The sequence below is a fragment of the Microbacterium deferens genome (assembly GCF_045517775.1).
GTDB lineage: Bacteria > Actinomycetota > Actinomycetes > Actinomycetales > Microbacteriaceae > Microbacterium.
This window is the reverse complement of sequence record NZ_JBEUWT010000006.1, coordinates 72,942-91,304: the sequence shown is the minus strand read 5'-3', so window position 1 is coordinate 91,304 and position 18,363 is coordinate 72,942. Positions and strand designations below refer to the sequence as shown.

Below are 18,363 nucleotides of genomic sequence, written 5' to 3'. Positions count from 1 at the left end.
GGGATCGGCTGGAACGGGGGTCAGTGGGTGGAGGCTGCGGGATCCGCGGCGACGGGAGAGAACGCGCGCAGGATGGCGTCGAATCGCCCTCTCGGGCGGAAGGCGAGCGCAGGGTGGGTCGCGATGAACAGGAGACCGGCGTCGACGCCGGCGAGAATCCGCCGCGCGGCCTCGTCGGGATCGATCATGTGGTCGACGATGGGGCCGCTCAGCTCGCCGTCGACGAGCCCGTGCACGCCATCGGCGTTGCGGTGGCGCGCACTGGTGTTGATGTTCGTGCGCACGGGGCCGGCGAGCACGACCGAGACCGAGATCGGCTCACCGGCCTGCGCGAGCTCGGCCGAGAGCGTCTCGCTGAGCGCCAGCACCGCAGACTTGGCCGCCGCGTACGCGCCCAGACCGGGAAGAGGAGACACCGCCGACATCGACGCGGTGTTGACGATGCGTCCCCCGTCGGCGTTTCGTCGAAGGAGGGGGAGGAACGCGGAGATGCCGTGGATCACGCCGTGGAGGTTGACCCCCAGCATCCATCGCCAATCGTCGGCGGTCATGCGGTCGATCGGCCCTCCGGAGCCGACCCCGGCGTTGTTGTAGAGGTCGTCGACGCGTCCGAAGCGATCGAGGGTGAACTGCGCCAGCGCGTCGACCTGAGATGCGTCGGACACGTCGCAGACGAACGCCTCGCCCCCGATCTCGGCCGCCACCGCGCGCGCCGCACTCGAATCGACATCGGCGACCACCACGCGGCAACCGCGGGCGCTCGACGCCCGCGCGAGGGCGGCGCCGATCCCGGAGCCGGCGCCGGTGACGACGACGACCGGTGCGTCCCCGCCGCGTTCTTGCTGGGCCACGATGCCTCCAAGCTGTCTGACAAGCTGATAGTAGGCGAGCTGTCTTTCCGACGCAAGCCTCGACCCGGCCTATGCTGGCTCGCATGGAACTCGCGTCCGGTTCGTCCATGGCGGTCACGCGGCACCCGACGATCCGCGACCAGATCGCGACCACTCTTCGTCGCGCCATCGCCGACCTCGAGCTCAAGCCCGGACAGCTCCTCATCGAACGCGAGCTGACAGAGCGTACCGGCGCGAGCCGCCCCTCTGTTCGCGAGGCGCTGCGTCAACTCGAGGCCGAGGGCCTCGTCGAATCGCGCAACGGGCGCGGCACCTACGTGCGGGCCCTGACGCTCGACGAGGCGCGCGACGTCTACGAAGTGCGCGCCCAGCTCGAGGGTCTCGCTGCCCGTCTGTTCACCGAACGCGCCGACGCAGCAACGCGCGCCCGCCTCTCCACCGCGATGGATGCCCTCCGCGCCGCGACCGAGCAGGGCGACAACAGCCGGGCCGTGCTCGACGCGCAGGCGGAGTTCTACGCCGCGCTCTTCCACGGCTCGGGCAACGACGTCCTCGACCGAACGGTTCAGGGCCTCCAGGTGCGGATCGCGCAGCTGCGGGCACTGACCCTCGCCGTCGAGGGCAGGGATCGAGCCTCACTGGAGGAGTTCGCGCGCATCGCCCGGGCCATCGAGACGGGCGACGCCGCTGCGGCTGAGCGCGAGGCCACCCTGCATATCCAGAACGCCGCGCGGGTGATGGCCACCGCGCACGATCTGCTCTCGCGCAGCAACGACGGCTAGAGGCCGCCGTCGACGTTCAGCAGGTGCCCGTTGACGTAGGCGGCATCCGGCGAGAGAAGGTAGGCGACGCCCGCCGCGATGTCTTCCGGCGTCCCGAGTCGGCGGAGGCCGTTCATGGTGCGGCGGATCTCGTACCCCTCTTCGTCCACGACCGCGCGGGCACCGGGTGTGGGCACCGCGCCGGGAATGATCCCGTTCACCCGGATGCCCTCAGGCCCGAGCTCGCGAGCCGCCTGCCACGTGAAGCTCGAGACCGCCCCCTTCACCGCGGAATATGCGCTGCTGCCATCGAACCCGCGCGTGGCCGCGGGCGATGAGACGTTGACGATCGCACCGCTCCCCCGGCGCACCATCGAGGGTCGGGCCGCCTGCGTGGTCCAGAAAGCGGCCTTGAGCCCGATGGCGAACATGCCGTCGAGGAGCTCCTCGGTCATCTCGACGATCGGGGCATAGCGCACCCACATCGCATTGTTGACGACCGCATCGACGCGGCCCCGATCCCGGTCGATGTCGGCGAAGAGCTCGAACACCGCTGCCCTGTCGGTCACATCGACGGCGATACCCCTCAGCCGTTTGGGAGAGACGTCGCTGCCGAGCCGCTCCATCGCCGCCGCATCACGGTCGACGGCGACGACGAACCAGCCGTCGTCGACGAGCCGGCGCGCGATGGCCTCGCCGATGCCTCGACCCGCTCCCGTGACGACCACGACCCGCGTCTCGTCGTTGTCCATTCGTCCTCCTCGACCGTCCATCGGCTCCACTGTAGATCCTCTCGGCTCGACCTGTCCGATAGGTCGATAGCTCGTATCGTTCTCGCGTACGCTGAGAGCATGGCGGCCTCGATGGGGATGGACGATCGATCTCCCGCGGCACGGATGCTGCGCGAGTGCGCCGCGTCGACGGAGCGCTACGAGGTGCTCGCGGTGCACCAGGGATCACTCGACACCCTCCGCTCCCACGTCTATCTCAACCACGACCTCTACGGCGAGGCGGACGGCGAGATGACCATCGACTACTTCTTCTGGGTGCTCCGCAGTGCCGAGCGCACCGTGCTCGTTGACACCGGCATGTCCGAGAGCGGCGCCCGCTCGCGTGGCCGCCGGTTCGAGCGCACCACCTCCGACGCGCTCGCCGATCTCGGCATCCGACCGGAAGACGTGGAGCGCGTGATCCTCACCCACGCGCACTACGACCACGCCGGCGGACTCCGCGAGCTCCCCGGGGTGCGCATCACCGCGTCCGTCGCCGAGCTCGCATTCTGGCGCGATGCGCGCTCGCAGCGGTCCCTCCTCCGCTCGGTCGTCGACGACGACGACCTCGCCGTGATCGATGCCGCCGAGGCGGCCGGCATCGTCGACGCGATCGACGAAGCATCCGTCATCGCACCCGGAATCGCAGCGATCCTGGCCCCGGGTCACACGCCCGGGGAGCTGGCCGTCCTCGTCCGCACCCGTAAGGGGGTCGTCGTCCTCGCCGGCGACGCCACGCATTTCGACGAAGAGCTCGCCCGCGACATGCCCTTCCGGCATCAGACCGATCTCCTCGCCATGTACGACAGCCTCGCCGTGCTGCGGGAGCTGAGCGACGACCCCGCCGTCTCAGAGGTCGTGGCCGGACACGACGGCGCGGTGCGCGCTCGTCACCGCTCACTGCCCGCGCTCGATCACGTGACCGTCATCGCGGAGCGCTGACCCTTCGCGCTCAGATCGCGGCGGCGACGACCATGTCGGAGATGCGCTGGTACCGCGCGATGTTGTCCGCCTGCGTCAGCAGTCCCGCGCTCAAACCGACGAACGACACATCCGTCGCCGGGTCGACCCAGACCAGACCGGTGCCCGCACCGTAGTTGCCGAAGGTCTCTGGGCTCGTGAGCGTCCCCAGCTGCGTGACGAACATGCCGTCACCGCGCACATTGAACCCGAGACCGAGATTCGCCGGCGGCACCGCGTCGCCGTTGCGGAGCGCGACCGTGCGGTAGAGCTCGTTCGGCAGATCAGCCGTCCAGACGCGTCGCGCCGCGGCGACCGTCTGCGGCGAGAGGATCCGCACCCCGTCGAGTGCGCCGCCGCACCGCAGCATCTCCATGAAGCGCTGCAGATCGCCGGTCGTCGACGCCGAACCCGCCCAGACCGCTTCGTTGCGCTCGGCGGTGTAGAGCCCGTAGTCACCGGGGCTCGTGCGCGACTTCGACGTGATGGGCAGGACACCCCGCATCTGCGGCACGACGTGGCGGTCGCGCATGTGAGGCAGGATGCCCAAGTTGGTGTCGGTCATACCGAGCGGATCCCAGAGATCCTCGCGGAGAATCCGCCCGATCGAGCGACCCTGGGGATCGGTCCGCCGCAGGGCCTCCGCCAGCAGGACGTGGTTGGCCATGGGCGCGTAATCGCAGCGCGATCCGGGCTCCACCGAGCCATGGACGTGCCCGACGACGGCCTCGACGGCTTCCTGCAGCTCTTCCAGGAGCAAGCCGGGCACCGGCTCCCACACGCCGGGCATGCCGGTCGTGTGCGTGAGGAAGTGGAAGATGGTGGCGCGCTCGCGGGGCTGCCCCGTGAACTCGGGGACGATCTCCGACATGCGCGTCGTCAGGGCGAACCTCCCGAGCTCGACCGCGCGCAGCACCAGCACGTTCACGAACGCCTTCGTGATCGAGAAGACGCTGAAGACCGAATCCGTCGCGATGGGGTGGGACCGCTCCGGGTCGGCATGCCCGACGGCGATGTCGAGAACCGTGCGCCCGTGTCGCGACACCTTCAGCGCGGCGCCGTAGTACCGCCCGCCGTCGATGTCGGCGCGGATGACCCTCTCGAGCTCGTCCAGACGCGCGGCGTCCATCGTGGGGTTCGCCATGGGTGTTCCTCTCAGACGTGGGATGCGTGCGGGCTCGCGTCAGACCGCACGCGAGTCGGATGCTGCGGATGCCCGGAGCCAGCGGACGATCTCGGTGTGGTCGGCATCCGAGGGCAGGTTCGCCGACGCCTCCGCCCAGCGTCCGACGGCGGCGTCCCCGAGTTCGACGGGGATGTCGAGGCTGTGTGCCAGGTCGGTGGCGATCTTCATGTCTTTCAGCATCAGCGCCAGGCTGAATCCCGAATCGAACCCGCCCGGGAGCACGAAGTCCGGCCACTTCTTCTCCGTCGAACCGCTGCGGCCGCTCGACGCGTTGATCGCCGCGAGCATCGTCGCCGCATCCAGTCCGAATCGCTCACCGACCAGCATCGCCTCGGACGTCGCCCAGAGGTGCGTCGCCGAGAGAAGGTTGTTGAGCGCCTTGAGCGCGTGGCCCGCGCCGACCGGACCCACGTGCCGGACGCGCCCGAGGTGCGAGACCACGAGCGATGCTCGTGCCGCGTCGGTTTCGGACCCGCCGAGCATGATCGTCAGCGTTCCCGCGACGGCCCCGGTGACGCCTCCCGAGACGGGCGCGTCGACCAGGCCGACCCCGTGCTCTGCGAGGCGCTCGGCGACGGCCTGAGTGCGCAGCGGCGCGGACGAAGACATGTCGATCACCAGCGAGCCTGGCGCGAGCTGTTCGACGAGACCGCCCTCGAACAGCACGGCCTCCACGACATTCGAGTCGGGCAGCATCAGCACGACGGTGTCGGCCGCGGCGTCACCGGCGGAGGCCACCGGCACTCCTCCGACCGCCGAGAGCGCCGTACGCGCGTTTTCCACGGGGTCGTACCCCCGAACCTCCCAGCCCGCCCGTGCGAGCCGGGCGGCCATCGGGGCACCCATCTTGCCCAGGCCGACGAAGCCGACCCGCCGGTCGGCCTCAGTCATCGGCCGCGCGGAGCTCGGACAGCGTCGACTCGGCGATGCGGAAAGACTCCAGCGCCGCCGGTACCCCGCAGTAGATCGCCGTCTGCATCAGCACCTCTTTGATCTCCTGCTCGGTGACGCCGTTCGTGATCGCGCCGCGCACGTGGACGCCCAGCTCGTGTCCGCGGTTGAGGGCCGTCAGCATCGCCAGATTGAGCATGCTGCGCGTGCGGTCATCGAGCCCGTCCCGGGTCCAGACCGCCCCCCAGCAGTACTCCGTGACGAGTTCTTGGACGTCTCTCGTGAAGTCGCTCGCAGCCTCGAGGGAGCGCTCCACATGCTGAGCGCCCAGCACCTTCTTGCGCTTGGCGAGGCCCAGTTCGTAGAGGTCTTCCGCTGCCATGGGGACTCCATCATCCGTCGTGAGTTGAGCTGTCTGACAAACAGACAATATCTCAGCAGTCACCCGCGGACAAGCACCGGGCCGATGGCGGCGGCCCCGCCGGGGTCAGCGCGTGACCAGGAGCGGCTCGACGAGAACGTGCGCCGAGCCGGATGCTGCGGGCCGGGGCGCGACGACGCTGCCGGTCTCACCCATGAGCAGGTCCAGCGCACCAGCCGCGACCTTCTCGGGCAGCTGTTCCACGCTCGACAGGCCCAGCGCCTCGGCGGTGGGGGTGTTGTCGAAGCCGACGACAAGCAGATCGGGACGCCCGGCCGCGGTCGCGGCGAGATGCGCGCCGATCGCGAGCGAGTCGCTCGCGCAGACGATCGCGTCGACGCGGTCGTCGGCGAGCGCGGCTCCGACCACGGCACGAGCGACGTCGACGCGATCTTCGCTGATCCAGCGCGGACCGTGCGCGCCCGAGATCGCCGAGGCTTCTCGCCACCCCCGCTCGCGATCGTCGCCGGTGCCCGAACCCGACGGCCATCCGAGGAAGGCGACCCGCGGGCCCGCGATCGACACGGCGTAGGCCGTCGCGTCCCTCGTGCCGGACGCGCCGTCGACATCGACCCAGAGGTGCGCGGGTCGAGCGACGTCGTCCGCGCCCCAGGGGCGGCCGAACGAGACGAACGGGAGTCCGCGCTCGACGAGCCAGTCGGTGCGCGGATCGCCGTGAAAGGTGCCCGTGATCACGACCGCGTCGACCTCGCCGCCCTCGTGCAGGTCGCGAAGACGGATGATCTCCTCCTCCGGCGAGCGCGCGGTGTAGAGGAGCACGCGCATCGCGCGCTCGTCGGCGCGGTCGGTGAGCGCGTGGACGAATCGATCGAGCACGACGCCCGAGATCCCGCCGGCGTAGGAATCGAGGTGGATGCCGATCGTCGAGCTGCGTCGGGTGCGCAGGCGGCGCGCGGCCATGTGCGGGCGATAGCCGAGGCCGGCGATCGCCGCCTCGACCCTGTGCCGGGTCTCGTCGCGCACGATCTCCGGGGTGTTCAGCACATTCGACACGGTCTGACGAGACACCCCGGCCACGCGGGCCACGTCTTCGACGGTGGGCGCCTTCGCCATGGGAAACCTCCGGTGGGATCGTTCAAATCGTCATCTTACGGTGACCTTCTCGCGCCTTGACATCCGCCCTGCCGCATCCGTACCTTAGACGAACCAGAGAAGTTTGATCGTTCAAACAGCCCTCACATGCCTCGTCGAAGGAGAAGAGACACATGGCACGGCACACCCGCGCACTCATCGGAACGGGAGCTCTGCTCACCGCGAGCGCCCTGGCCCTCACCGCCTGCGGATCGGGATTCTCCGACCCCTCAGAATCCGGATCGGCCGCGGGCGGCGGATCCCTCAACATCCTCATCGGCTCCTCGGGCGATGCCGAGACCGCGGCCGTCCAGTCGGCGGTCGACGCCTGGTCGGAGCAGTCCGGCGTCGACGCGACGGTGCAGACCGCGAACGACCTCTCGCAGCAGCTCTCCCAGGGCTTCGCCGCAGGATCGCCGCCCGACCTGTTCTATCTGGCGCCCGAGGCCCTCGCCGGCTATGCCGCGAACGGCTCGATCGCGGCCTACGGCGACAACCTCGCCAACAAAGACGACTTCTACCCGTCGCTCGTGGAGAACTTCACCCTCGACGACCAGTTCTTCTGCGCACCGAAGGACTTCTCGACTCTCGCGCTCATCATCAATTCCGACATGTGGGCGGCTGCCGGTCTCACCGACGGCGACATCCCCACCGACTGGGACCAGCTCGCCTCCGTCGCCCAGCGACTCACCGCCGACGGACACGTCGGGCTCGCCTTCGGCGCCGAGTACCAGCGCATCGGCGCCTTCATGGCCCAGGCCGGCGGCGGCATGGTCGTCGACGGTCAGGCCGTCGCGAACAGCTCCGAGAACGTCGAAGCGCTCACCTCCGTCAAGGAGCAGTTGAACGCCGGCTCGTTCGCGTTCGCCGCCGACGTCGGCGCGGGCTGGGGCGGAGAGGCCTTCGGCACGGGAGCTGCCGCGATGACGATCGAAGGCAACTGGATCACGGGCGCCCTCACGAACGACTACCCCGACGTGAACTACACCGTCGCCGAGCTCCCCGAAGGACCGGGCGGCAAGGGCACTCTGCAGTTCACCAACTGCTGGGGCATCGCGGCCGACAGCCCGAACCAGGACTCCGCTCGCGACCTCGTCGAGTACCTGACCGGCACCGACCAGCAGCTCGTGTTCTCGGAAGCCTTCGGACCGATGCCGTCGATCCAGTCGGCCGCCGATGCGTGGACGCAGGCGAACCCCGAGCTGGAAGCGTTCCTCGCCGGCGCGGAGTACGCCCAGTTCCCGCCGAACATGGCGGGTGCCGCCGATGTCGTGAAGGACTTCAACGCCCAGCTGGAATCGCTGAAGACCGGCGACCCGCAGGCGATGCTCGACACGGCGCAGTCCAACCTCGAAGCGATCGTCGAATAGGTCGGACATGACCGCTCTGGCCACCGCGCCCGACGCCGCCCGCACGGGCGGGCCTCGTCGCGCCGGATCCTCAGGAAAGGGGATCCGGCGCGGCGAGGCCGCCGCCGGGTGGCTCTTCACGCTCCCGGTGCTCGTGATCCTCGGTGTGTTCCTGCTCGTTCCGGTGCTCATGGCGCTGTGGGTGAGCTTCTCCGACTGGAACGGCCGGGGAAGCCCCCTCTCCCCCTCCGTCGGTTTCGTCGGCCTCGACAACTACGCCGAGATCACCACGGGCGGCGGGCTCGCCGAGCGCGACTTCGGCACGGCGCTGCGCAACAACGCCTGGTACGTGCTGCTCGTCGTGCCGTTGCAGACCGCTCTGTCGCTCTTCCTCGCGCTCCTGGTGAACCGCGCGGTGCTGCGCGGGCGCGGCTTCTTCCGCACCGCGTTCTACTTCCCGTCGGTGACGAGCTCGGTCGCGATCACCGTGCTGTGGCTCTTCCTCTTCTCGGCCTCCGGCGCGGTGAACGAAGTGCTCTCGTGGGTGGGCGTCAACGGCCCGAACTGGTTCAACGAGCCCAGCGGCGTGCTCCACAACATCCTCGGCGCGTTCGGTGTCAGCTCCGGCCCCGCCGCTCTCACCGGAAATAGCTTCCTCGGACTGTCGTGGTGGGACTGGCTCGCCGGACCGTCCGTGGCGATGTCGGCCTTCATGCTGATGGCCGTCTTCACCACGTCGGGCACGTTCATGCTGCTCTTCCTCGCGGGCCTCCAGAACATCGGCGGTGACGTCGAGGAGGCCGCGATGATGGACGGCGCCAACGCCTGGCAGCGGTTCTGGCGGGTGACCCTGCCGCAGTTGAAGCCTGCGCTGTTCACCGTGCTGACCCTCGGTCTCATCGGATGCTGGCAGGTGTTCGATCAGATCTACACCGGAACCCAGGGCGGGCCCGGCAAGACCACCCTCACGCCCGCCTACCTCAGCTACGAGTCGGCGTTCCTCTCGCAGGAGTGGGGGCGAGGAGCGGCGATCGCGTTCGTGCTGTTCGTGATCATCGTGTTCTTCACGATCCTGCAGCGTTGGGTGCTCCGCGACCGTCCTGTCTCGCGCCGCCGTGCGCGCCAGTACGAGGTGCCTGGGGCTCCGCGCCGGAAGGAGGGTGCACGATGAGCGGCACCACCCCCGCCCAGTCGACCGTGCTGGTCGAGCAGCGCGAGCAGGCGAAAGCCGCGCGCCCGTCGAAGCGCCGCGTTCACCTTCCCCGCAAGGTGCTCGCGTGGCAGCTCGTGCTCTACGCGGTGCTGATCCTCCTGGCGCTCGTCTACATCACTCCGTTCCTCGTGCAGGTGGCGACGGGCTTCAAGACGAACGCGGATGCGACGGCCGACCCGCTCTCCCTCATTCCGAACCCGTTCACCGTCGCCGCATACGAGCGTCTCTTCGGCCAGTCGGACTTCCCGGTGTGGTTCATGAACTCGGCGATCGTGACGATCTTCGTCACGGCCGGCCGGGTGTTCTTCGCCTCCCTCGCGGGATACGCGCTGGCGCGGCTCACGTTCCGCGGTCGAGGCCTCATCTTCGCCGCTCTCATCGCGGTCATGGCCGTGCCGGCCGTGGTGCTGCTCATCCCGAAGTTCCTCGTCATCAACCAGCTCGGCATCTACGACTCGTACGCGGGCATGATCCTTCCGCTGCTCGTTGACGCGGCGGGCGTGTTCATCATGAAGAACTTCTTCGAGTCGATCCCCCCGTCGGTCGAGGAGCAGGCCCGCATCGACGGTGCCGGCACCTTCCGGGTCTTCTGGTCGGTGGTGCTGCCTATGGCACGGCCCGCACTCATCACCATCGTGATCCTGTCGTTCCAGGGGTCGTGGAACGAGCTGAGCCACTTCATCGTCTCGACCCAATCGCCCGAGCTGACGACCCTGACGAAGGGCGTGGCGGCCCTCGCCAGCGGTCAGCTCAGCCAGGGCAACGAATATCCCATCAAGCTCGCGGCGGCCGCGATCATGACCATCCCCGTCGCGGTGATGTTCTTCATCTTCCAGCGCCGCATCATGAATTCCAGCGAAGGAGCCGTCAAGGAATGACGCACCCCATCACCGACATCGACAACCGCGCCGAGGCTCCGCCGCGGCCGTTGCAGCCGCTGCTCAGCGACGCCATCATCGCGCTGCGCGCCCCCACCCAGGTCTGGTCGGGGCGCAGCGGCGACATCGGCGACGCGGCCATCGACGCCATCGACGGCGTCTACCACGGCGACGTGCGGCACCTCCGTTCCCTCGCCCTGACGTGCGAAGGCTCGACCATCGAGTGGATCTCGGTCGCGCCCGACGGCCCCTCGCGCGTCGTCTTCGGCGGACTGCTGCGGGGCTTGGACGATCCGACCCCCGACCCCAAGGTGCGCATCCTTCGCGAGCGCCGCGTCGACGCGGGGCGGATCACCGAGACGTGGACCCTGCGCTCGCAGATCGCCGAGGCTCGGACGACCGACCTCGTGCTGCGCGTCACCCCCGACTTCGCTCTGCTGCACGAGGTGAAGTCGGGCGTCGACCGCCCGCGCGAGACGCGCGTCGACGTGACCGGTGCGTCGGCCACCGTTGCCGGCGGGTCGCCCTCGTTCACGCTCACCGCGCCGGGAGCGCGCGTCAGCCAGGACGACGGTCAGGTCGTCGCGGCGTGGCACCTCGATCTCGATCCGCGCGGCAGCGCGAGCGTGGAGTGGTCGATCGAGCTCGCCGATGCCGCTCTCGTCGTGCAGACGGCGGCATCGGCCGCCCCGTGGAATGCCGCATCCGTCGCCGCATCCGCCCCCGACCCCCGCCTCGGCCGGTGGCTCGAGACCGCTCTCGGCGACCTGGACGCGCTGCGTCTAGCCCTGCCGGGTGCCCCCGGCGACGAGTTCTATGCCGCCGGGGCGCCGTGGTTCTTCACGCTCTTCGGCCGCGACTCGATCTGGGCGGCCCGGCTCGCCCTCCCCCTCGACGTGCGAGTGGCCGCCTCCACTCTGCGTGTGCTGGCCCGCCTTCAGGGCGAGCACGACGACCCGGCGACCGCGCAGGAGCCGGGCAAGATCCTGCACGAGCTGCGCGGATCGGCCCTCGAGATCCCCGGCGAGGGCATCGTGCTGCCACCGCTGTACTACGGCAGCGTCGACTCGACCCCGCTGTGGATCTGCCTCCTCGCCGATGCCTGGCGCGCGGGCATGCCCCACGACGAAGTGCGCGACCTGCTCCCCGCCCTCCGCGGAGCTCTGACGTGGTTGCGCGAGTCGGGCGACAGCGACGGCGACGGCTTCCTCGACTACATCGACCGCCTCGGCACGGGGCTCGCCAACCAGGGCTGGAAAGACTCGGGCGATTCGATCCAGTGGCGCGACGGTCGGCTCGCGGAGGGCCCCATCGCGCTCTGCGAGGTGCAGGGCTACGCCTACGAGGCCGCCCTGGCCGGCGCCGACCTGCTCGACGCGTTCGGCGACGACACCGACAACACCGCGGCTCTGCGCACCTGGGCCGCCGACCTGAAGACCCGGTTCGCCGAGGCCTACTGGGTCGAGACCCCCGAGGGCCGCTACCCCGCGATCGCGCTGGATCACGCGAAGCATCCGGTCGACACGCTCACGAGCAACATCGGCCACCTGCTCGGCACGGGCATCCTCGACGCCGACGACGAGCGGCGCATCGCCGACCTGCTCCTCGGGCCGTCCGTCTCGAGCGGCTTCGGCATCCGCACCATGTCGACCGGGGCGGAAGGCTATTGGCCGCTGTCGTACCACGGCGGCAGCGTCTGGGTGCACGACACCGCGATCACCGTGCACGGGATGCTGCGCGCCGGGCTCGGCGACCAGGCCCGCACCGTCGTCGACGGGCTGCTGAACGCCGCCGAGGGCTTCGACTACCGCGTGCCCGAGCTGCATTCGGGCGACCCGTCTACCGAGTCGTCGGTGCCGACGCCCTACCCCGCCGCCTGCCGCCCGCAGGCGTGGTCGGCGGCGGCCGCCATCACCTGCCTCCAGGCGCTGTCTCGCTGACCCGGCGGGGCCTCCTCGGATCGAGCGAATCGGTCGAGGTCGGTGCTCTTGAGCGATCACGGGCACCGACCTCGGCCGATTTCACCGCTTTCGCGAGGCGGCCGTCAGTCGACTCTGACGACCGGGGCGCCGGTCAGGCTCACGAGCTCGTCGAACGTCAGCGGGAAGACCGTGTGCGGCGTGCCGCCCGCCGCCCACAGCTGCGGATACTCCGCCAGCGCCTCGTCGACGACCGTGCGGATCGGCGCGGGGTGGCCGGTCGGCGCGACACCGCCGATCGCCTGGCCCGTCGCCTCGCGCACCTGATCGGCGCCGGCCCGGGCGATGTGGGCGAGGCCGAGCCGTTCCGCCAGAGCGGCCGTGTCGACGCGGTGGGCGCCGCTGGTCATGACGAGCAGGGGTTCGCCGTCGCCGATAAAGACGAGGCTGTTCGCGATGGCCCCGACCTCGACACCGAGAGCCGCGGCGGCCAGGGCGGCGGTCGACGCGGCATCGGGCAGCACACGGATCTCACCCGTGATGCCCGCCTCGCGAAGGCGGGCGGCGACCAGCTGACTGCGGGCGGGAAGCGCATCGGTCATCCCCTCAGCCTAGAGCGGCGCGGGGTGCGAACGGGAGACGGATGCTGCGCCCTCAGCGCGCTCCGACGCCGCCCTCCACCGCGACGATGCGGTGGTCGCGGTCGTGGGTGAGCTCGGTGCGCAGGAACAGGTCGTCGACCGGAAGGTGCAGGTGGAAGCGGGCGTAGGCGGCGACCCGCAGCTCGCCCCTTCCGGCCGTCAGCTCGAGCACGTGTCCGCCGGCGAGTCGGTCGTCGGCGAGGAAGTGGAGGTGCAGCCCCGCGACCGCGATGCCCTGGTAGATCGCCGGGGCCCAGAATCCGACGAGCGTGCCGCGGCGCTCGACGAGGTCGGTCTCGACCTGCGTGCGGGTGACCTCATCCAGCGGCGGCAGCGGGTGGTGCTGACGGGGCGTCGCCCGGATGCGCACGCGCGCCAGCACCCCGTCGAAGCGCACCGCGTGGAAGAGGTTGCGGCTGACGAGGCGGTTCTCGACCGCGGCCGTGAAGCCCGCCAGGTCGAGCCCGCCGACGTCCGTCGCCTCCGTCTCCGCGAGAGGGGCGATGTCGACGAACGGCAGGATCGCCGAGTCGGCCATCCGGGAGGGCGGACCGTCGACGGTGCACTCGAACGCCTCCCCGTCGACGACGACGACCTCGCCGCCGAGGCGGTCGCAGCATCCGACCCCGAAATCCCCGTGCTCGAGCGCGAATCCGACCGTCATGCCCGACTCGTACGTGCCGGCGAGGAGGGCGTCGAGAACGGCGAACTGGGTCACGGCATCGGTGGAGAGGGTGGTCACGGATGCGACGCTACCGCCTCCCTCGCGCGACGGGCGGAGGAAACCTCACGACGGGAGGACGATCCGGCGCCCGGGCGTCGTCCACCCGTGAGATCTCCTCCCCCGGTGACGGCCCGGGCAAGCAAGAAGGCCCCCGGCGAACCGGGGGCCTTCTGCCGTTCTGGTGGGGAGTTCCCGTATCTCGTTCTCCCTTGAGTTTCCTGGAGCGCTCGAGGGTAAAGCCATCCCGTTTCCTCTGGGATCCCACCGCTAATCCTTTTTGCTGACGATGCCCAGTCGACTGCGAGGCCGCGTGCGTCGAGCCCATCCAGGTTGACGTGTTGCTCGACGTCCCCGCGCGCTCGAGGTACCCGCCGGCGACACAAACATCACGAAGACCAGTTGCAGCCCGCGGACGATGCCCTCGTCACCGTCGCGCCATCCGGGCACGCGGGCTGCGTCGCCACATTCAGCTCACCCACGTCCACGCCGCGTCGTAGCGGCCAAGGTCGCATCACTGCGGATGGGGGACGCTTCGCGAGATCGTCGCCGGCGGCATGCCTCCCACCCCGCCGTCGGCGTCCCAATAGAATCCCGGACGTGTCGACCGACCTCACCTGGCAGACCGAGTCACTGTCCAACGTGGACGTCGCCGTCCTCAGCTCGTGCGCTCTCGGTATCGCAGACGCGGTGGAGTCGCTCGTCCATGCCATCGCAGAAAGCGGACCCGGGCTCGACTGCCGGGCGTTGCGCGATGTCGGGTGGGAAGGGAACCCGGAGAACGCGGAAGGTAGCACCCACCTCGAGAGTGCGCATAAGTCGACCCGCACGATGTGCCGAGCGGCGACGGATCACCTGCGCGCGTTCAGCTACGGCATCCGCACCGGACAGACGACCGTGTCGAACTGGACCCTCGCCCGAGGAGCCGTGGAGTCCTTCGGAACCGCGCACTTTATGCTCGGAACGGAGAGCCCAGCAGAACTCCTGGGCCGGTACGTCGCTCTCGTTCTGGAGGAGACGAAGTACAGCAGAGGACAAATGTTCGCGTACCGGTACGGCGACCTCATCGGCGTCGACGACTACCGGCAGGGGATGAAGGACCTACTGAGCGAACGGCGCATCCCGCTGCCCGTCGGCGCGTCGCCGACCGCCGTGGCGCGCACCGTCATCGACGACGCAGCGCCCGGGTCCGACGGCAGACTGCGATATTCCCACCTCTCCGCCGTGGCACATGGACAGGCACCGGGGGTTCACATGTTCATGCCGAACGAGACGGGGGCCATCGCCTCACCTCGCAATCTCGCGCTCGACGCCGCTCACATCCAGATCGCGTGCGCCGCCCTCGTCGGCGACGAGCTGGTTGCCTATTTCGCCCCTGAGGAGGGCGCGCAGACGTTGTGGCGAACCAGGCGGGATCGCGTCATCGGCGAGGCGCTCTCGCACGGCGGGGTCCACCCGCCGTCCGCGTCGTAAATACGCTCCCTCCCCGCCCGTCGGAGAAGCAAAGACGGCGGATCGACGCCCCCGCGCCGTGACACCCTCGTGCCAGGATCGGCATGTGCCATCTCTCACCGACTCGGGGCCGCTGGGATTACTACTCGCTAAACCCAAGCCGTCCCATCTATACCACTACACCAATTCCGCTGGCGCAATAGGAATCATGCAGTCGCGGTCTTTTTGGGCTGGCCGAGCGACGGATATGAATGATTCCACGGAGCAGCTACTCGCCCACCAATGCGCCCACGACATTCTCATGAAGTACAAGTTCCCTCGCAGATCATTCGGCGAGGGCATGACAAGCTATGCGCTGGAGCATCTGGCGAATCCGGGCAGGCGCTTCTTCAACCCGTCGCGCGCCTACACCGTCTCCCTCTCCTCAGAAAAGGACTCTCTCGAGCAGTGGAGGGCGTACTGTCCGCGCAGCGGAGGTCTCGCCCTGGGATTCTCGACCGAGCATCTTCAAAAAGTTGCGACTGACCAAGGATTCATTCTGGCACCGTGCGCGTACGATGAGGACACTCACGTGGCAATCGTCCAGCAGATCGTCGACCACCACCTGGAAATCTGGGACCGCCGGCAGAGGTTGGACACTCCGCGGCAAGGAATCAGCAGCCACCTCGTCCGCGACCTCATTACAGACGTGGAGCGTTTTGCCCCACTCTTGAAGCATTTCTCTTTCGCGGCCGAACGCGAATGGCGCCTCATTTCTCCACTCGTGGAGGAGCGGCGCAATGAAGCGCGATACGTGCACATGCCGAGCCAAACCGGAATAAGGCAGTATCAGGTATTCGACCTCCTCACGCCGGAGCATCCCGTTATAGAAAACCCGCCGCGGGACGAGGAATCAGACTTTCTGTATTCACCGGCCCAGGGGTTCCGACCGGTTATCGGCCCGAACGTTGACCCAACCGGCATGGTGGAAGCCGTCTGGATGCTCATCCCCCGGCAGTTCGGCGAGGTCTGGAACATCGAGAGGACGGCGTCGCCGTTCAAGTGAGGCCACCGCGGTAAGCCTGCTGAGAACCGCCCGCCGCTTCATACCTGACGGCGCCGCCGCAGGGTAACCTGAAGACGCGACGCAGTCGGGGGTACCTGTTGTCAGGCCTGGCGGCGTTCGCAGAATGGGGAACCGAATGAGTCTTGCCTGGTCAGCAGAGATCACCGGAAGCAACGACGTTGCGCGTGGCATCGCCGTGCTCCAGCGGCACGCCGCGTACGACGCGACCGTGTGGGCGCGAGCGATAACCGCGGTTAGAAACATCACGGAGAAGAACCAGCCCATCGGCGAGTGGAACCTCATCGACCAGGTCACCGCCGCAGCGCAGGTCAACGAGTCCATCGCGTCCAGTGCTGTCTGCAAGCTCTGCGACGACGGGGTACTAGACCAGAACGCGGATACCTCGGAACTCTCCCTCGCCCACTGACGTGGTCCGAGACTCGACAAGACGAGTTCACCGACTCGCACACCGGCGAGAGCTCTGGCGCTCCAGCGCCCAAGTGGATAAGGACCGCGTTTTCTACTCGCGCGAGTTCCGCCGACTGTCCGGCGTAACGCAAGTCATCCCGCCCCAGACGGGATTTCTCTTCCACGACCGGCTGACCCACTCACTCAAGGTCGCTCAGGTCGCCGAGACTCTGGCGCGCCGACTCATCCACAAACACAAGACCGGCACGGTGCGCAGCGGGCGCATCGAAGACTGGATCAGCCCGGACCATTGCTACGTCGCCGGCCTGGCGCACGACATCGGCCACCCGCCTTTCGGCCATGCCGGCGAACATCAGCTACAGACGATGTTCGAGAAGCTGCCAGACGTGTGGGTCGCGCAAGCTCACGCGGTCGGCGATCTATCCCCCGCCGAAATCCGGGCCACACGTGAGGGGCTCGCCGCGCTGTGCGCCCGTTCCTTCGAGGGGAATGCCCAGTCCACACGTATCGTCGCTTCTCTCTCTGTCCGACGGCAAGACCCCCACGGCCTGAACCTGACGCTGAGGTCACTTGCCGCCATCGCGAAGTACCCGTGGCTGCGGAACCAACACCCGGTAAACGTGCCGAAGCTGAGCAAGAAGTGGAGTTTCTACCGCGATGAGGCCTCCGTCCTCGAGGAGCTCACGACCGAGCGTTTCATCAGGACGGACACCGCGGCAAACGGTGCGGTACAGCGAGTCCACCGCTGGATCGAAGCCGAGATCATGGACTGGGCGGACGACATCACCTACGCCGTCCACGACGTTGAAGACTTCTTTCGCGCGGGAATGCTCCCACTGCACCGGGTACGTGCCGGTCTGCTCGACCTCGACCCGGACACCGACTGGATGACGGCCTCTTTTGAGCAGATCCGTGACGACGAGATCCGGTCGTGCTTCGTGTACGTCGCGGAGAAACTCTCGAAGAGCATCGCGTTCGACGGAACACCACTGACTGGGTCGCTACCCCCCATGTGGGACCGGCTCTTCAAGGTGGCACGCGCCCTGCCAAGCGGGCCATTCTCCGGCACCCACGACTCGAACTCGCAAATGCACCGGTTCGCCAGCTTCCTCATCCGCTATCTGAGCAGCGTGACCTCCGCCGTCTACGACACACGCACCCGGCGGGTGCAGCTGCACATCGCACCCGAGGGGATCCTGTTCGCCGAGTTCTTCAAGGCTCTGAACGACTTCTTCGTGATTCAGACCGGAGCACTCGCTGCGATGCAGGAGGGGCAGTCGAGCAGCCTCGAGCAGGTCTTCCACACGTACTGCACGATGAGCCGGCAGCTCCTGGCGCGGATGGATAAGGACGACGCCAGCCGTGTGCGCACAGTGCCCATCAGCCGGCAGGTGGACCTCTATCGCGAGGTGCCGGCCACGCTGCGCGAATACATCTTGGAGAACACGAAGCCGGACTCCCTCGCCGAACTACAGGCAGCGGGCGGTGGAGTGCTCGTCAACGCCGTGGCCGCAATGGAGTTCGCAGTCGCGATGGCGGTTGTCGATTTCCTGTGCGGCATGCGCGACAGCCAGCTCGCCCTCCTCGCCTCGCAGCTGAACGGATCCCGCGAACCCGGCTCGATGCCGGTGAGGTGGCTGGACAGCTGACCCAGCGCCAGGGCACCTCGCGGGAGTTCGGTGCGGCCCAGGCGGAGCAAGACGCTTTAGCAGCGCCGCTAGCGGTTTAGGTCCGCTCGCGGCTATGGGCGTCTGTCCAAGACCTTCACCCTCCAGCACCAGCAC

Annotated in this window: 18 protein-coding genes; 10 read left to right on the top strand and 8 right to left on the bottom strand. The window is 68.5% G+C overall.

Annotated features, from left to right (window positions below; all coding sequences use genetic code 11):
- Positions 1–20: 20 nt before the first annotated feature.
- Positions 21–851: an SDR family NAD(P)-dependent oxidoreductase gene (locus ABTU82_RS16235; protein ID WP_407174332.1), complete on the bottom strand. Its 831-nt coding sequence runs from the start codon at positions 849–851 to the stop codon at positions 21–23.
- An 83-nt stretch (positions 852–934) separates the two neighbouring features.
- Between ABTU82_RS16235 and ABTU82_RS16230 the strand changes: the two genes are divergently transcribed.
- Positions 935–1,633: a GntR family transcriptional regulator gene (locus ABTU82_RS16230; protein ID WP_407174330.1), complete on the top strand. Its 699-nt coding sequence runs from the start codon at positions 935–937 to the stop codon at positions 1,631–1,633.
- Here the strand turns inward: ABTU82_RS16230 and ABTU82_RS16225 are convergent.
- Complete coding sequence (locus ABTU82_RS16225; protein ID WP_407174328.1) at positions 1,630–2,364, bottom strand: SDR family NAD(P)-dependent oxidoreductase; 735 nt, start codon at positions 2,362–2,364, stop codon at positions 1,630–1,632. The two genes, ABTU82_RS16230 and ABTU82_RS16225, sit on opposite strands and share 4 nt — an antisense overlap.
- A 99-nt stretch (positions 2,365–2,463) precedes the next feature.
- Between ABTU82_RS16225 and ABTU82_RS16220 the strand changes: the two genes are divergently transcribed.
- Positions 2,464–3,324 carry an N-acyl homoserine lactonase family protein gene (locus ABTU82_RS16220; RefSeq protein ID WP_407174327.1) on the top strand — a complete coding sequence of 287 codons (861 nt, stop codon included), beginning with the start codon at positions 2,464–2,466 and terminating at the stop codon, positions 3,322–3,324.
- A gap of 10 nt (positions 3,325–3,334) precedes the next feature.
- Here the strand turns inward: ABTU82_RS16220 and ABTU82_RS16215 are convergent, their stop codons facing one another.
- The 4 genes from ABTU82_RS16215 to ABTU82_RS16200 all read right to left on the bottom strand — a co-directional run bounded on the left by ABTU82_RS16215 (position 3,335) and on the right by ABTU82_RS16200 (position 6,914).
- On the bottom strand, positions 3,335–4,486 hold the full coding sequence (locus tag ABTU82_RS16215; protein ID WP_407174325.1) for a serine hydrolase domain-containing protein: 1,152 nt from the start codon (positions 4,484–4,486) through the stop codon (positions 3,335–3,337).
- Positions 4,487–4,525: 39 nt separating this feature from the next.
- The gene (locus ABTU82_RS16210) at positions 4,526–5,419 is read right to left on the bottom strand and encodes an NAD(P)-dependent oxidoreductase (RefSeq protein ID WP_407174323.1); all 894 of its coding nucleotides are present in this window, start codon (positions 5,417–5,419) and stop codon (positions 4,526–4,528) included.
- Entirely contained in the window at positions 5,412–5,801 is a 390-nt protein-coding gene (pcaC, locus tag ABTU82_RS16205; protein WP_121150127.1) for a 4-carboxymuconolactone decarboxylase, read from the bottom strand. The genes ABTU82_RS16210 and pcaC overlap by 8 nt, the downstream gene beginning before the upstream one ends.
- Before the next feature lie 105 nt (positions 5,802–5,906).
- The gene (locus ABTU82_RS16200; RefSeq protein ID WP_407174321.1) at positions 5,907–6,914 is read right to left on the bottom strand and encodes a LacI family DNA-binding transcriptional regulator; all 1,008 of its coding nucleotides are present in this window, start codon (positions 6,912–6,914) and stop codon (positions 5,907–5,909) included.
- 152 nt (positions 6,915–7,066) lie between these two features.
- On the opposite strand from ABTU82_RS16200, the gene ABTU82_RS16195 reads away from it, so the two are divergent.
- The 4 genes from ABTU82_RS16195 to ABTU82_RS16180 are packed head-to-tail and all read left to right on the top strand — an operon-like array spanning position 7,067 to position 12,312.
- Positions 7,067–8,302: a sugar ABC transporter substrate-binding protein gene (locus ABTU82_RS16195; RefSeq protein ID WP_407174319.1), complete on the top strand. Its 1,236-nt coding sequence runs from the start codon at positions 7,067–7,069 to the stop codon at positions 8,300–8,302.
- Between the two features lie 7 nt (positions 8,303–8,309).
- Positions 8,310–9,452 (top strand): carbohydrate ABC transporter permease, encoded by a 1,143-nt coding sequence (locus ABTU82_RS16190; RefSeq protein ID WP_407174317.1) that lies wholly within the window; start codon positions 8,310–8,312, stop codon positions 9,450–9,452.
- A complete protein-coding gene (locus tag ABTU82_RS16185) occupies positions 9,449–10,372 on the top strand; it encodes a carbohydrate ABC transporter permease (protein WP_407174315.1) in 924 nt (307 codons plus the stop codon). The genes ABTU82_RS16190 and ABTU82_RS16185 overlap by 4 nt, the downstream gene beginning before the upstream one ends.
- Positions 10,369–12,312, top strand: coding sequence for a glycogen debranching N-terminal domain-containing protein (locus tag ABTU82_RS16180; RefSeq protein ID WP_407174313.1), 1,944 nt, complete (start codon positions 10,369–10,371; stop codon positions 12,310–12,312). Before ABTU82_RS16185 ends, ABTU82_RS16180 begins: the two co-directional genes overlap by 4 nt.
- Before the next feature lie 104 nt (positions 12,313–12,416).
- Here ABTU82_RS16180 and ABTU82_RS16175 read toward each other — a convergent pair whose 3' ends face one another.
- Positions 12,417–12,893 carry a YbaK/EbsC family protein gene (locus ABTU82_RS16175; RefSeq protein ID WP_407174311.1) on the bottom strand — a complete coding sequence of 159 codons (477 nt, stop codon included), beginning with the start codon at positions 12,891–12,893 and terminating at the stop codon, positions 12,417–12,419.
- A gap of 52 nt (positions 12,894–12,945) precedes the next feature.
- Positions 12,946–13,674 carry an acetolactate decarboxylase gene (locus ABTU82_RS16170; RefSeq protein WP_407174309.1) on the bottom strand — a complete coding sequence of 243 codons (729 nt, stop codon included), beginning with the start codon at positions 13,672–13,674 and terminating at the stop codon, positions 12,946–12,948.
- 579 nt (positions 13,675–14,253) lie between these two features.
- Here ABTU82_RS16170 and ABTU82_RS16165 point away from each other — a divergent pair.
- From ABTU82_RS16165 to dgt, 4 genes are all read left to right on the top strand, one after another.
- Positions 14,254–15,126 carry a hypothetical protein gene (locus ABTU82_RS16165; protein ID WP_407174307.1) on the top strand — a complete coding sequence of 291 codons (873 nt, stop codon included), beginning with the start codon at positions 14,254–14,256 and terminating at the stop codon, positions 15,124–15,126.
- 280 nt (positions 15,127–15,406) lie between these two features.
- Positions 15,407–16,150, top strand: coding sequence for a DUF2971 domain-containing protein (locus tag ABTU82_RS16160; RefSeq protein WP_407174305.1), 744 nt, complete (start codon positions 15,407–15,409; stop codon positions 16,148–16,150).
- Positions 16,151–16,286: 136 nt separating this feature from the next.
- On the top strand, positions 16,287–16,577 hold the full coding sequence (locus ABTU82_RS16155) for a hypothetical protein (RefSeq protein WP_407174303.1): 291 nt from the start codon (positions 16,287–16,289) through the stop codon (positions 16,575–16,577).
- A 1-nt stretch (position 16,578) separates the two neighbouring features.
- Positions 16,579–18,228 (top strand): dGTP triphosphohydrolase, encoded by a 1,650-nt coding sequence (gene dgt, locus ABTU82_RS16150; RefSeq protein ID WP_407174301.1) that lies wholly within the window; start codon positions 16,579–16,581, stop codon positions 18,226–18,228.
- Positions 18,229–18,363 lie beyond the last annotated feature (135 nt).

What these genes read in the sequence shown, in the direction of transcription:
- ABTU82_RS16230 (WP_407174330.1), top strand. Translation starts at nt 935, where the DNA reads ATGGAACTCGCGTCCGGTTCGTCCATGGCGGTCACGCGGCACCCGACG.
- ABTU82_RS16225 (WP_407174328.1), bottom strand. Translation starts at nt 2,364, where the DNA reads ATGGACAACGACGAGACGCGGGTCGTGGTCGTCACGGGAGCGGGTCGA.
- ABTU82_RS16220 (WP_407174327.1), top strand. Translation starts at nt 2,464, where the DNA reads ATGGCGGCCTCGATGGGGATGGACGATCGATCTCCCGCGGCACGGATG.
- ABTU82_RS16215 (WP_407174325.1), bottom strand. Translation starts at nt 4,486, where the DNA reads ATGGCGAACCCCACGATGGACGCCGCGCGTCTGGACGAGCTCGAGAGG.
- ABTU82_RS16210 (WP_407174323.1), bottom strand. Translation starts at nt 5,419, where the DNA reads ATGACTGAGGCCGACCGGCGGGTCGGCTTCGTCGGCCTGGGCAAGATG.
- pcaC (WP_121150127.1), bottom strand. Translation starts at nt 5,801, where the DNA reads ATGGCAGCGGAAGACCTCTACGAACTGGGCCTCGCCAAGCGCAAGAAG.
- ABTU82_RS16200 (WP_407174321.1), bottom strand. Translation starts at nt 6,914, where the DNA reads ATGGCGAAGGCGCCCACCGTCGAAGACGTGGCCCGCGTGGCCGGGGTG.
- ABTU82_RS16195 (WP_407174319.1), top strand. Translation starts at nt 7,067, where the DNA reads ATGGCACGGCACACCCGCGCACTCATCGGAACGGGAGCTCTGCTCACC.
- ABTU82_RS16190 (WP_407174317.1), top strand. Translation starts at nt 8,310, where the DNA reads ATGACCGCTCTGGCCACCGCGCCCGACGCCGCCCGCACGGGCGGGCCT.
- ABTU82_RS16185 (WP_407174315.1), top strand. Translation starts at nt 9,449, where the DNA reads ATGAGCGGCACCACCCCCGCCCAGTCGACCGTGCTGGTCGAGCAGCGC.
- ABTU82_RS16180 (WP_407174313.1), top strand. Translation starts at nt 10,369, where the DNA reads ATGACGCACCCCATCACCGACATCGACAACCGCGCCGAGGCTCCGCCG.
- ABTU82_RS16175 (WP_407174311.1), bottom strand. Translation starts at nt 12,893, where the DNA reads ATGACCGATGCGCTTCCCGCCCGCAGTCAGCTGGTCGCCGCCCGCCTT.
- ABTU82_RS16160 (WP_407174305.1), top strand. Translation starts at nt 15,407, where the DNA reads ATGAAGTACAAGTTCCCTCGCAGATCATTCGGCGAGGGCATGACAAGC.
- ABTU82_RS16155 (WP_407174303.1), top strand. Translation starts at nt 16,287, where the DNA reads ATGAGTCTTGCCTGGTCAGCAGAGATCACCGGAAGCAACGACGTTGCG.